This is a genomic window from Kitasatospora sp. NPDC048715 (genome assembly GCF_043198905.1).
In the GTDB taxonomy this organism is placed as follows: domain Bacteria; phylum Actinomycetota; class Actinomycetes; order Streptomycetales; family Streptomycetaceae; genus Kitasatospora; species Kitasatospora lactacystinica.
Genome location: NZ_JBICVH010000009.1, coordinates 78,047 through 90,579 on the forward strand (window position 1 = coordinate 78,047; position 12,533 = coordinate 90,579).

Below are 12,533 nucleotides of genomic sequence, written 5' to 3' on the forward strand. Positions count from 1 at the left end.
GGCCGCCTGTCCGGGATGCGAGCACAGATCGTCGCGGTTGCACTGCTACTACAAGCGGCGACTGGCAGATCGCCCCGTAGCCGGCAGGCGGGTGCGCCTGGAGCTCAGAGCGCGGCATCCGGTGTGCGGCAACGACCGCTGCGGGCAGCGGACGTTCGCCGAGCAGATCCCGGATCTGACGTCCCGACACGCTCGCCGCACGACCGCCCTCACCGCTCAACTCACTGACATCGCCCTGTACCTGGGAGGGCGGGCCGGAGCCCGGCTCCCGGGACGCCTGGCCATGACCGCGTGCAGGGACACACTGCTGCGCCTCATCCGAGCACTGCCCCTCCCATCATCAGGCACTCAGGGGGAAGCCGACTCAGGGCGCGTGTGTCCGGGTACAACCGCCGTGCGCAACGAGAGGGGCCCGTGGACCACAAGGTCCGCGGGGCCCCTCTGTGTCGTGCGCGGCGGGCGGCTGCGCGGGTGCGGCGGCCAGCTGGTCGCGCAGTCCGGCGGACACGATCCGCCTCACGGGCAGCCGGCAGGCATCAGCGATTTCTTCGACCTGGAGGGGGCGATGTCATCAGCGCCTGTTGTGAACACGTACAGGAAGTCCTTGAGGATGACAATACGGGCCTCGCGGTCCACTTCCCCGAATAAGGATGGAAGCGGCCGGGATTCGAAGACCTTCGGGACTGCCGGGAATGAGAAGAAGGGTTGAGTGGGGAAGGAGTGGCGATGCGAGCTGAACTCCGGTACAGGGAAGATCGAATTGTGGAGCCCGATTATCTTCATTCGGTCGATGAGGTCGGTGTCCTGATCGAGGATCTTCTGACTGGGCCGGTTCACCAAAACCTGGCCCAGATCATTCATCTGGACCGCCCCTCGATGATGCCGGAATGGCCCGATCACGAGTTTCTGATCGGAGTGGACAGGGCGGTCCAGCTCGGAGTGGTCGCCTTCGCCGATAGCGGGGGCAGTGTCATTTCCGCAGGGGGTCCCGAAACCAGGAATGCGCCGGTGTACTATCTTGCCGGACACTGGACCGATTTCTCGGACCGGGTTGAGATTTCGATCGACATCGTTCGAAATGCCGTCGAGGAGTTCCTGGCTTCGGGAGGGAAGCGGCCCACATGTGTCCCGTGGAAAGAGCGGTTCCCTGACGGCTGAAGGCCGTCCCGTAATCCAACAGTGGCCTTCGCCTGGGCTCTGCTCGTGGCGTGCGGTCGGGTTGGGTTGCCCAGCTGGCCAGTGTCGGTGCAGGGGAGGGGGCTTTCGTGGGCGCTCTCCCCGGCTGTGTTTCACGCGGTGAGGTGCTGCTCCGCGTCGGAGCCGGTGGCGGGCTGGGTGGCGGCGCCGTGCTGTTCTTCTTCGGGGCGGCCCTTTGGGGGCAGGAGGAAGGTGATCGCGAGGAAGACCGTCAGCAGGCATGCCTGGACGATCAGGGCGCGGTGGAAGCCGTCGATGAAGTCACCGGTCCTGGCCTGGGCGAAGAACACCGAGCCGAAGACCGCGACACCGATGGAGCCGCCGACTGCCTGGACCGCGGACAGGACACCGGAGGCGGAGCCGATCTCGTCGTCGTCGACGGCGGCCAGGATGAAGCTGAACAGGGCGGCGATCACCATGCCGGCGCCGACGCCCGCCACTGCCACGCCGGGGGCGATGTCCCGGATCGCGAACGAGGCGGCGTCGAGGCGGTCGAGCTCGGCCCACAACAGGGCCGCGCCGGCCAGTTGGACCAGCGGTCCGATCTGTAGCACCCTGCGGCCGATCCTGTCCGCGAGGAACGCGCCGCTGACGGCGCCGCCGATCGCGGTTCCCACCGCGAGGGGCAGGTTGCCCAGGCCCGCTTCACCGGCGGTGAAGTGCCGGCCGATCTGGAGGAAGAGGGTCAGCACGAGCTGGGTGCCGATGAGCCCGCCGAAGAACAGGGCGATGCCGCCGAGTCCGACGGTGAAGGCCGGCTTGCGAAGCAGGCCCGGGGTCACCAGCGGCTCGCGGCCTGCGGCGGCCGTGCGGCGCTGCTGGAGGGCGAAGAGGGCGAAACCGATCGCCGAGGCGGCCATGGACAGCCATGTCCACAGCGGCCAGCCGTCCTCCTGCCCCTGGTTGAGCGGCAACACCAGCAGACCGCAGGAGAGTGCGACCAGGGCGGCGCCGGTCAGGTCGACCCGAACCGCGCGGTCGCCCGGCTGCTTCGGCACGAACTTCGCGGCGACGATCAGTGCCGTGAGCCCGATGGGCAGGTTGACCAGGAACACCGACCGCCAGCCCAGGCCGAAAAAGTCGCCCTCGATGAGGAAGCCGCCCAGGACCGGGCCGATGATGCCGCCCAGGCCGAGTACGGGTCCGAAGACCGCGAAGACCTTGGTCAGCTCGGGGCCGGAGAAGTTCTCCCGCAGCAGACCCAGCCCCTGGGGCAGGAGCATGGCCCCGGCGGTGCCCTGCAGCAGGCGGAAGGCGATCAGCGACTCGATGTTCGGCGCGAGTGCGCACAGCAGCGAGGCCGCGGTGAAGGCCGCCAGGCCGATCAGGAATATCCGGCGCCGTCCGTAGCGGTCGCCGAGCCGGCCGCCGAGCACGAGCCCTGCGCCCAGGGTGAGGGCGTAGCCGCCGATCACCCACTGCAGTCCGACGGAACCGGCACCGAGGGACTTCTCCAGGTCCGGTCCGGCCACGTTGACGATCGAGGCGTCCAGGAGATCCATGACCTCCGCGACGATCATCGCCACCAGGATCAGCCATCGCCACTGGTAGGGCTCGGTCGTCTCGTCGGGGGTGGGGGACGGGGCACGCACGCCAGATACCTCCATGGTGAAGTAATTCCATGATGAAGGTAAATTGGTGGAGGTAGGTTGTCAAAGCGGGCCGCCCACCTGGACGCCCGGCAGGTGAGACGAGGTGGCAATGCCTGTGGAGGAAGCGATGGGCGACGGTGTCGCGGCGCGGCGCGAGCGGCTGATGGAAGGGCTGCGGATCTATGGCGGCCACTACGCCGAGCTCAGCCGGCGCTTCGCCGCCTGGCTGGGCCTGCACTCCACCGACGCGACCGCGGTGCTGGAGATCGCCGCCGCCGAGGAACGCGGGACTCCGCTGTCACCGGCCCGGCTGAGCGAGCGCATCTCCCTGTCCACGGGCGCCACCACCGCACTCCTGAACCGCCTTGAAGCGGCCGGACACATCGTCCGCACCCGCGAGCACTCCGACCGGCGCATCGTCACCCTGCGGAGCGGCCCGCACATCCAGGAGCGGGCGGACGAGTTCTTCGGCCCGCTCGCCCACCGCCTCGACGCCGCGATGTCCCCCTATCCGCCACAACTCCTGCAACAGTTCGAGCAGTTCATCACCGATCTGAACGCCACCATGGACGCCCACCTCGCCGAGCGGAGCCCGGTGGCCCCGTGCCCCCCCGGCTCCCTCGGGGACCGCCGGCGCTAGAGGCCGCCCCGGGTGGGGCGGGCCAGCGCGAGGTTGTGGAGGCGGGCAATGCCGAGCACGGCGTGATGCACACCGGTTCCGCGCAGGCGGCATTCGCGGAGGATCTTCCAAGTCCTTCATGCGGAAGAAGGTGTGCTCGACGCGGGCTCGTGCCCATCGGTGGACGACGTTGTCGGCTTCCTGTCGAGGCGTCGGACGTTCCTGGCCCGGGCGCCGGCGGTGCGGCATGAGAGTCCTGTGCCTTGGTAGCCGCCGTCGGCCGGTACCGGGGCGTCGCGGCAGGCCAGATCGACACCGGACTCGGTGAAGGCCCGGCAGTCGTTGCGGTTGACGGGCACAGGAAGGCCGACGGCAACGACGAACCTGCTGTTGGCGTCGATCACCCGTGCAGGCCGCGTGCGGCATCGGCGGAACCGGTTGCGGTGGCCCGTGGAGGTGCCTTGAGAACGCGTCGGAGTCGGGCGCGGTGAGGCCGTGACCACGGTGCTCGTGTCGGTTCACGAGGCTGTCCCTTGTCCGCTCGGCGGACCTGTCAGCCGATCTGCTGCGGCAGTCGGCGGTCCTCGAAGGGGTCGTCGCGGTCGTGGGGCTCGTACGGCTCGAAGTCGGGGCGGCCGATGAGCTCGGCGACCGAGAAGGGGTGCCGGTGGTCGGTGAGGAGCCGGTGGACGAACTCGGCGGTGGAACCGTCGAACCGCGCACAGCTGTCGCCGTCCTCGTTGCGGGCGACGACCGGCCACCGGTTCGGGTCCGCGCCCTCCGTCAGCCAGTAGAACTGGTGGGCCCGGACGGAGTCGGGCCACTGCCGCGACCGCGGCCGGCCCGTCACGGCGGCGAGCCGCCGCACCCAGCGCCCACCCGGCACCTCGGCCCCTTCCTCCGATTCCCCGCCGGGCAGGAAGGCCGTCGCCGGGTCGGCCCGGCGGGCCGTCACCGCGACCAGGTGCGACCCGCCGCCGCCGTTGTCCCGGACGATCCCGCAGCCGATCCACCGCCCGCCCACCACCCACCCGCACAACTCGACGAGCCGCCCGGCGAGCGGCGCGACCAGCGGCAACCCGCTGCCGTCGTCCAGGGCGGGGTCCACGAAACCACCGGCCGCAAGGACACGCGACGACCCCAGCGCGGGCGCAACGCCTCGACGAGACGGCGATGGGCGGTGACGAGGTCGCCGTCGGCGGGCAGCCGGGCGACGGCGGAGCCGGGCGGTCCAACAGCGCGTCGATGCGGTGCAGATGGTCGGTGGTGTTGTCCATGACGTCAGTCAACCGCGAGCCGCCGACAGGGCTACCGGCAGTCCTCGCCCTGGCGATCACAGCCGGCCACCAGCTCGCCGGACTCCTCGGGGAACCGGCGCCGGCCGCGGACAGCTGCGCCGTCGTGGCCGCGTTGACCGACGGCGCGGCCGTCGTCGAGCGGCTGGAGCGCGAGGACGGCCGGATCCGGCCGATGCCGCACACCTCGGCGTACGGGCCGATCAACGGCGACACGCGACCGTCCTCGACAAGGTCGCCGCAGTCCTGCGCAGCCCGTGACGGTCGGCCTCGCCACCGACTCCCGTGCCCGCTTGAGTACGGCTGCTCAGGCGCCGGTCCGAGTCGCACTCCTAGCGTGGTGGCACGAGGTGAGACGGAGGGACCGGAGTGCTCGACAAGAGGTTGCTGAAGGGCTGCCTGGGGACCGTGATGGTTCTCGCCGCCCTGGCGGGGATCGTGTTCGCGCTCTACATCGGCATGTGGATCTACATCGGTCCTGCCGGCTGAACAGCGCAGTGCGCAGCTCGGGTGGTCGACGGCGTTCGGCGGCGGATCCGCTCGGTCAGGTCCGGCTTCCGCCGGCTGCGGCTCTCCGTACGCCGTTGCGGATCCATTGCCGGTTGCCCGCACATGCCAGGGCCGGACCGACGAGCATGGACAGCATCCACAGTGCGACGCTGGCGGGCGAGTAGATGTAGTACTGCCATCGATTCGGCAGCAGCGTCGGCAGGAGAAGGAGCGCGACGAGTGTCGCCCAGGTTGTGAGCACGGTGATCACTGCGCGCGCCGCCACATCCACACCGTTTCCTGGTGCCACGTGTCCCCCTGGCCGAGTTCGGAGCGGATCCCGGAGCGGATCCCGCCCATCAAGTTTGAACGTGTTCAATATAGCAGCGCGGCTGCGGGTGGTCGGCAGCTGGTGCTGCCGACCACCCCGCAGGGGGTACTGGCCAGGGCGGCGGAATCCGGAGTGTCGAGCAGCCGGGCCGCCCCGTACGGCCGGTCGGCACGGCAGGCTCAGCGGAAGTCGTCGGCGTGGTCGACGGCCCACTGGGCGTAGGTGTGTGCCGGAGCGCCGGTGATCTTCTCGGTGATGACGGACGTCGTGGCCACGATGCCGTCGGCGGCGGCCCACTGACTCACGATCGCCTCGGCCACGACCGGATGCATGGTTCTGGCGACTTCCGCGCGGGCCTGCTCGTCGGAGATGTGCTCGATCCGGATGTGACGGCCGATGGCCTCGCCGATGTGCTCGACCTGGCGTCGCAGGGTCAGGGACTCTGCCCCGTAGACGGTGTAGGCCTGGTGCGAGTGGCCCGGTTCGGTCAGGGCGGTCACCGCCAGCGCCGCGATGTCCTTCTCGTGCACCGGTGCCGACTGCGCGAGCGGACGGGGAAGGCGGACGACGTTGTCGGTGCGGATCGATTCGGCCCACCAGGTGCGGGTGTTGGTCGCGAACGTCCCCGGCCTGAGGAACGTCCAGTCCATGCCGGACCGTTGGACGGCCTGCTCGATCGTGCGGTTCAGGCGGGTGACCGGGTGGTCGGCGTCGGGGTCCAGGGAGACCGACACCGACGAGAGCAGGACCACCTGCCGGATCCCCGCGGCTGCGGCCGTTGCGGCGACCTTCTCGATGTCGTAGGGCTTCCGGGGGTCGAGCATTCCGTACAGGAACACCTTGTCGGCACCGTCGAGCGCTGCGGGGAGCGTCTCGGGGCGCTCAAGGTCGGCGACGACTGCTTCGCACCCGGGCGTCGAGCCCGCGGCCGGGGTCCTGCTGACCGCTCTGACCTGCTCACCGGCGGCCAGCAGGCCACCGGCCACATGACGACCGACGTTGCCGCGGGCGCCGAAGACGACTGCCACCATGATGGAACCTCCTGCTTGTTGTGGACATGAATTGCCGCATCGACGGGGGTGCTGCGGGATGTGTCGCTGCCCCGCGGGTGGCGGACCGGCGCCGGCGGGCCCGGTCGTCCGTGCCGGTACGGGGGGAACGGGTCGGGAGCCGGAGCGCGCCGACCGCGGGATGCGCGGATGCGCGGATGCGAGATGTCGCTGCGGCGGGACGGTCGGTCGCCGGTCAGGGCTGGATGTTCTCCAGGTCCTCCAGGAGGCCGGGGTGGTTCGGCTCCCAGCCGAGCGCCTGCCGGGTGCGGGTGCTGGACGAGGGCTGGTCGGCCCTGAAGATCGGGCCGAGCGGGCCGTAGGTCTCCTCCGGCACCGACTCGACCGGCAGGCCCAGCCGTCGGCCGATGACGGCCGCGATGTCCCGAACCCGGTCCCCCTCGTCGGCCACCGCGTGCCAGGCGGTGCCGGCCGGCGCCTGCTCCAGGGCGAGCCGGAAGAGAACGGCCGCGTCGAGCGCGTGGACCGCGGGCCAGCGCTGGGTGCCGTCGCCGGGGTAGCCGGAGATCCCGCTTCGGCGTGCGATGTCGGTCAGTAGGCCGGCGAACCCTCCCGTGCCCTCGTTGTGAACCGTGCGCGGCAGGCGTACGGACGTGCTGCGGACCCCGCGCGAGGCCAGGCCCAGGATCGCCGTGACCGTGCGACCGCGGCCGCCGACCGGCCCGTCGGTCGGTACCGGGTCGGCCTCGGTGGAGGTACGGCCCGGCACCCAGGGCGTTCCCGAGACGGTGACCAGGGGGCGGTCGCTGCCGACGAGTTCCTCGCCGAGGGCGGTGAGGCCGGCGGTCTCCTCGGCGACGTTCCGGGCGAGGGCCTCGGGGCTGCTGAAGTCGTTGCCGAAGGCCAGGTGGATCACCCCGTCGGCCCGGGCGGCACCGGAACGCAGGACGTCCAGGTCGGCGAGGCCTCCCCGCAGCGGTTCGGCGCCGGCTGCCTCGGCGGCCCGTGCGGAGGCGTCGGAGCGGGCGAGTGCGAGGACGGTGTGGCCGTTGCCGAGGAGTTCGGCGACGACGGCGGAACCGATCAGGCCGGTGCCGCCGGTGACGAAGACGCGCATGGAACCCTCCCAGAAGTGATGGGACTCTTGTCCCATCACCGTAGCAGAGTGATGGGACAAGAGTCCCATCACGTATGCTGAACCCCATGGGTCGATGGGAACCAGGTGCGCGTGAACGCCTCGTCGTGGCCGCGGTCGACCTGTTCACGGAGCAGGGGTACGACGCCACCACGGTCGCGCAGATCGCCGAGCGTGCCGGGGTCACCAAGAGCACCTTCTTCCGGCACTTCCCCGACAAGCGCGAACTGCTGGTCGCCGGGCAGGAGACGCTCAGCCGGCTGCTGGCCGAGGGGATCGCCGACGCGCCCGGTGACGCCAGCCCGCTCGAGGCGGTCGCCGCCGGTCTCGAACGCGCCTCGACCGCGATGGGCCCCGGGAGCCGCGAGCTCGCCCCCCGCCTGAAGGCCGCCGTCGCCGCCAGCGCCGAGCTGCAGGAGCGCGACGCCCTCAAGACCGTCAGCCTCGCGGCCGCGATGACAACCGCCCTGGTCGCCCGCGGCGTGCCCGACCCGACCGCGGCCCTCGCGGGCGAGCTGGGCGTCCTCGCCTTCAAGCGGGGGTACGCCGAATGGGCCGAGGACGACCGCGGCGCCGAGGGCGAGCTCGCCGGGTACACCCTCGCGGCCCTGGACGAACTGCGCGCGGCGAGCGCATCGCTGGGCTGACCGGACGAGCACCGCCCAGCGCCGGTGCGGTGGACGAGAAGCAGACCTCACAGCTCTTCGAGCCCGCCGGCCCGATCCTGGTCGTCGGCCGCCGCATCCAGGCGAAGCTCTTGCGGGCTCCCTTGAGCGGATGGTGGAAGCGGGGCCGGTGGATCATCCTGCACTTCTGGCAGGGCTTGTAGCAGCACGGCGCGGCCACCGGGATCCGACGGCGGGAGCGTCCCCGGGCACGGACGAGGGGTGCGTGCCCGCGCCGGCCCCAGGTGCGGGCGTTCGGCGGCGTCACCGAGGTGCTCTCGCCTGCCTCGAACAGGGCGGCGGCCTCGAACCGCACCTGTTCGGGGATCACTACCTGTCCTGTCACTGCCCGGCAGCCGAACGAAAACCCCAGTGGCTGACGGTTTCAAAATGATCTGCGGCTGCGGTTGCGGCCAAGGAAGATCATGATGTGAGAGCACACTGATCCTCGCAAGCGAATCGAGCCCGCATCGATGGCAAGGCCCCCTGGCGCGTTTCAGTCGATCACGTTCGCGGCCTGGCGTGATCGTCCTCCTGGGCAGGACCGTGCCTCCACGCGGTACTACGTCACGCTGGCGGAACTCCTTGTGCGCCTCGGGAGCTTCGGACTCGGTCTCACTTGGAGGGTGCGGATCGACGATGCTCGACTGGTCACCAGGTTTGCCGAGATCGAGAAGGCTTCCTCCGGTGCCGGGATCGGCACCCTTGAGCTACTGGCCCTGGTCGCGCCGGACCTTCAGTTCGTTGACGCGGACTTCGTGGGGTACGCGGGCGATGAGCTGAGGGTGGTGCTGCGGGAGTTCGACAGCACGAGCTGGGACCTCTGCACCGCGGATGCCTCGGTGGTCCGGGAGATCCGCCAGCACTACCCGGACGCGGTGCCGACTCCTGAGGATGTTCTCCAGGAGATCTCCTGGACGAACAACCGGCGCGAGATGTGATCCAACGTTCCTGCTGATCCTTTCTGGGTGAGCCGACCTGTGGGTCTTGCGCTCGGCAATCCTGGCCTGCGGGGCTGCCGACCTTGCTCAGCTGGCGTTCTGCCACTTCAGCCGCCTGAACGAACTGCTGAGGATTCGCCTCGCCGCCGAGGCCGCCAGCGCGAACGCCTCTACCCCACCCCCGACCGGCAGAACAGACCCTCACGGCTTCATCAGTGGCTCCACCCGAGTACGCGGTTGGCACCCTTCGTGGTTGGTAGCCTCCCGGGATGACCGCGACATTCGACGAAGCCGTCCGCGCTCGGTTGCAGGCACCCAACATCTGGTACATCGGCACCGTGTTCGCCGACGGGGCACCGCAGGTCAGCCCGATGTGGGTGGATCTGGAGGGAGAGGGGGAACTGACGTTCAACACCTCGGTGGGGCGGGTGAAGGAGGAGAACCTGCGTCGCGACCCGCGCGTCTATCTCTCGCACGCGGACGCCACCGACCCCTTCGACCGCGTGCAGATCAGCGGTGTGGTGGCCCGCTTCATCGAGGGCGAGGAGGCGCACGAGCGGATGGACCGGCTGGCCCGCAAGTACCTGGGCGTGGAGCACTACGAGTGGACCATGCCGGGTGAGCAGCGGGTCGCGGTGATCGTGCGCCCGGTCAAGGTGCGGCACATTGTCGGGGTGGAGCGGTTCCGACCCGGCGGCCCCGTCCCCGCCCCCGAGTAGTGCACCTGCCGGGTGTCGCTGACAGGATGCGCGGCCCCCGGCCCGTCCAGCAGCTGCGCCGCTCACAGTCGGACACCGAGGGCGCCGACCACCATCGGGGGGCCGGCGCCCGGACTCCGCCGTCTCGGTGGGTGTGCGGTGGGTGTGCGGTGGGTGTGTGCGGTGGGTGTGTGCGGTGGGAACCGCCCGTCGGAGCTCGTGCCAGCTGATTCCCTCCTCCATGAGCGCCTGGCCGAGGCGGGCGAAGGCAGAGCGGTGACGGTCGAGGCCTTCGGCGTCGTTGCGAGCCTGGTCGTAGAGGAGTCCCACCGATATCGAAAGTCCCATGGGCCGGAGTCCAGGAACGACCTCTGACGGTGACGGGTCCGCCGCCGCGCCGACAGCCGGGCCGTCCGGGAGAAATTCAGCCCCGCCGACGAGCCCGGCCACCGGCGTGACGAGGACGTGACTCGCCTCTCAGCGGTCGTGCGGCACCACATCAACATGCTCGGCCGGCACTCCTTCCACCTCCCTGCCCCGCCCGGCGGCCTGCGACCACCGCGTGATCCGGCCACCACGTGATCCGGCCGCCGCCGAGGCGTGAAGCCGCAGGCACCGGCGCGGGGCCCGGACGTTGTGCTCCGCGCTACCGGACCCCGCGGTCGGGGGCTGGGGTGCGCGGTCGTAGGCGCTCTCCCTGCGGCCCGAACATGATCAGGTATTCGACCGGTCCGCCGGGTCCGGCGTTCGCGACTCCGTGGGCGGTGCGGGTGTCGAACTCGGCCACGTCCCCGGCGCTCAGGACGAGGTCCTGCTCGCCGAGCGCCAGCCACAGCCGCCCGTACAGGACGCACAGCCATTCGTACCCGTCGTGGGAGACCTGCCGCGGCCGCGCCGGCGGCGCGTCGACGGCGGGCAGGACGTGCTTGTGGGCGTGCAGGCCCCCGACGTACCGGGTCAGCGGTAGCACCGTCTTGTCGTTGCCGGAACGCTGCGGCACCGGGGTACGCGGTCCGGACGCCGCCGAGGCGGGTGCGGTGCCGGCCAGCTCGTCGAGGGAGACGTCGTACGCCTTCGCGAGCTGCAGCAGTACCTCCAGGGTCGGCTTGCGCCGGCCGGTCTCGATCCGCGACAGCGTGCTCAGCGAGATGCCGGTCGCGCGGCTGACGCCGGTGAGTGTGGCGCCGTGCTGCTCACGCGCGGTCCGCAGCCGGGGGCCCATGGCCGCCAGCGTGTCGGCTGTGCTGTCGTCCGTCACCGTCACCGTCGCCCCGCTCCCTGCGGCCGTGCCGCCTCCACCGTCCTGTCCTGCCAGTTTGCCACGATGGCAAGGGTGTTCGCGTCGTGCGGCCGCCGCGCCGCATGATCGGTGGGTAACCGCGGCCGCCCGTGAACCGAGGAGAAGCGATGCACCAGCCCGCACCGTCCGCCGACCTGTGCCACCGCACCATCGAGGCGCCCGCCGGGCGCCTGCACCTGGTCGAGCAGGGCACCGGACCGCTGGTCCTGCTCGTTCACGGCTTCCCCGAGTCCTGGTACTCCTGGCGCCGCCAACTCCCGGCCCTCGCGGCGGCGGGATACCGGGCCGTGGCGCTCGACGTGCGCGGCTACGGCCGCTCCTCCAAGCCGGCCGCGACGGACGCCTACCGGATGCTCGACCTCGTGGAGGACAACGTCGCCCTGGTACGCGCCCTGGGCGAGGAGACGGCAGTGGTCGTCGGGCACGACTGGGGCTCCAGCATCGCGGCGGCCTCCGCCCTGCTCCACCCCGAGGTCTTCCGCGCCGTCGCACTGCTGAGCGTCCCCTACGCGCCGCCCGGCGGCCCCCGCCCCACCGACGTCTTCGCGCAGATGGGCGGCGACCAGGAGTTCTACGTCTCGTACTTCCAGGAGCCCGGCCGGGCCGAAGCAGAGATGGAGCCCGACCTCCGGGGCTGGCTCGCGGGCTTCTACGCGGCCATGTCCGCCGACACCATGCCCGCCCAGGGCGAGCCCGACCCGCACTTCGTGACCCGCACCGGCGGCCGGCTGCGCGACCGCTTCCCCGGCGGCAAGCTGCCCGCCTGGCTGACCGAGGACGACCTCGACGTGTACGCCGGGGAGTTCGAGCGCACCGGCATGACCGGGGCCCTCAACCGCTACCGCAACATGGACCGCGACTGGGAGGACCTCGCCCAGTACGGCGGAGCCCCGATCACGCAGCCGTCCCTGTTCATCGGCGGCGCCCTGGACGCTTCCACGACCTGGATGGCCGACGCCATCGACGCCTACCCGGCCACCCTCCCCGCCCTGGCCTCCACCCACATCCTGGACGGCTGCGGGCACTGGATCCAGCAGGAGCGTCCCGAGGAGGTCAACCGCCTGCTGACCGCCTGGCTCGCCTCCCTCCAGAGCTGAACCGGCGGGTGTGCCGGCCGGCCTCCGCCGCAAGGGCTTGCCACTGTTCGTCATGGTCACCCCCGCCACACCGGACGTGTCGACGTGCCGGGCCGGCTCACCAGGCTTCATGCAGTGGGATGGTTTCGGACCGGCGCCTGTGACCGGTGGCCGACTCCGTGGAA

The 12,533-nt window shown here is 70.8% G+C and carries 13 protein-coding genes and 1 pseudogene; 7 read left to right on the forward strand and 7 right to left on the reverse strand.

Annotated elements, in window-relative coordinates:
* Window positions 1-726: 726 nt before the first annotated feature.
* Complete coding sequence (locus ACGFSC_RS18185) at window positions 727-1,158, forward strand: Imm1 family immunity protein (RefSeq protein WP_359903668.1); 432 nt, start codon at window positions 727-729, stop codon at window positions 1,156-1,158.
* Between the two features lie 131 nt (window positions 1,159-1,289).
* Here ACGFSC_RS18185 and ACGFSC_RS18190 read toward each other — a convergent pair whose 3' ends face one another.
* On the reverse strand, window positions 1,290-2,789 hold the full coding sequence (locus ACGFSC_RS18190) for an MFS transporter (RefSeq protein ID WP_392863597.1): 1,500 nt from the start codon (window positions 2,787-2,789) through the stop codon (window positions 1,290-1,292).
* 109 nt (window positions 2,790-2,898) lie between these two features.
* Here ACGFSC_RS18190 and ACGFSC_RS18195 point away from each other — a divergent pair, with 109 nt between their 5' ends.
* Window positions 2,899-3,429, forward strand: a complete 531-nt coding sequence (locus tag ACGFSC_RS18195) for a MarR family transcriptional regulator (protein WP_359903673.1) — start codon at window positions 2,899-2,901, stop codon at window positions 3,427-3,429.
* On the opposite strand, the pseudogene ACGFSC_RS18200 reads toward ACGFSC_RS18195, so the two are convergent.
* The 5 genes and pseudogenes from ACGFSC_RS18200 to ACGFSC_RS18220 form a co-directional block, all read right to left on the reverse strand.
* Window positions 3,426-3,818, reverse strand: a pseudogene (locus ACGFSC_RS18200) (transposase); the annotation flags it as partial. The gene ACGFSC_RS18195 and the pseudogene ACGFSC_RS18200 overlap by 4 nt on opposite strands.
* 143 nt (window positions 3,819-3,961) lie before the next feature.
* A complete protein-coding gene (locus tag ACGFSC_RS18205; protein ID WP_359903676.1) occupies window positions 3,962-4,516 on the reverse strand; it encodes a hypothetical protein in 555 nt (184 codons plus the stop codon).
* Window positions 4,517-5,247: 731 nt separating this feature from the next.
* Window positions 5,248-5,484, reverse strand: a complete 237-nt coding sequence (locus tag ACGFSC_RS18210) for a hypothetical protein (protein ID WP_359903680.1) — start codon at window positions 5,482-5,484, stop codon at window positions 5,248-5,250.
* 218 nt (window positions 5,485-5,702) lie between these two features.
* On the reverse strand, window positions 5,703-6,554 hold the full coding sequence (locus tag ACGFSC_RS18215; RefSeq protein WP_359903683.1) for an NAD(P)H-binding protein: 852 nt from the start codon (window positions 6,552-6,554) through the stop codon (window positions 5,703-5,705).
* Window positions 6,555-6,768: 214 nt separating this feature from the next.
* Window positions 6,769-7,650, reverse strand: a complete 882-nt coding sequence (locus ACGFSC_RS18220) for an SDR family oxidoreductase (RefSeq protein WP_359903686.1) — start codon at window positions 7,648-7,650, stop codon at window positions 6,769-6,771.
* A gap of 86 nt (window positions 7,651-7,736) precedes the next feature.
* Between ACGFSC_RS18220 and ACGFSC_RS18225 the strand changes: the two genes are divergently transcribed.
* The 4 genes from ACGFSC_RS18225 to ACGFSC_RS18240 all read left to right on the forward strand — a co-directional run bounded on the left by ACGFSC_RS18225 (window position 7,737) and on the right by ACGFSC_RS18240 (window position 9,993).
* Window positions 7,737-8,315 carry a helix-turn-helix domain-containing protein gene (locus tag ACGFSC_RS18225; RefSeq protein ID WP_359903689.1) on the forward strand — a complete coding sequence of 193 codons (579 nt, stop codon included), beginning with the start codon at window positions 7,737-7,739 and terminating at the stop codon, window positions 8,313-8,315.
* A 29-nt stretch (window positions 8,316-8,344) separates the two neighbouring features.
* Complete coding sequence (locus tag ACGFSC_RS18230; RefSeq protein WP_359903691.1) at window positions 8,345-8,497, forward strand: hypothetical protein; 153 nt, start codon at window positions 8,345-8,347, stop codon at window positions 8,495-8,497.
* Window positions 8,498-8,806: 309 nt separating this feature from the next.
* Window positions 8,807-9,274 (forward strand): hypothetical protein, encoded by a 468-nt coding sequence (locus ACGFSC_RS18235; RefSeq protein ID WP_359903694.1) that lies wholly within the window; start codon window positions 8,807-8,809, stop codon window positions 9,272-9,274.
* 269 nt (window positions 9,275-9,543) lie between these two features.
* Window positions 9,544-9,993 carry a TIGR03618 family F420-dependent PPOX class oxidoreductase gene (locus ACGFSC_RS18240; RefSeq protein ID WP_359903696.1) on the forward strand — a complete coding sequence of 150 codons (450 nt, stop codon included), beginning with the start codon at window positions 9,544-9,546 and terminating at the stop codon, window positions 9,991-9,993.
* 625 nt (window positions 9,994-10,618) lie between these two features.
* Here ACGFSC_RS18240 and ACGFSC_RS18245 read toward each other — a convergent pair.
* Complete coding sequence (locus ACGFSC_RS18245; RefSeq protein WP_359903817.1) at window positions 10,619-11,194, reverse strand: helix-turn-helix transcriptional regulator; 576 nt, start codon at window positions 11,192-11,194, stop codon at window positions 10,619-10,621.
* A 185-nt stretch (window positions 11,195-11,379) separates the two neighbouring features.
* On the opposite strand from ACGFSC_RS18245, the gene ACGFSC_RS18250 reads away from it, so the two are divergent.
* Entirely contained in the window at window positions 11,380-12,369 is a 990-nt protein-coding gene (locus ACGFSC_RS18250; protein ID WP_359903698.1) for an alpha/beta hydrolase, read from the forward strand.
* The last annotated feature ends 164 nt before the right edge of the window (window positions 12,370-12,533 follow it).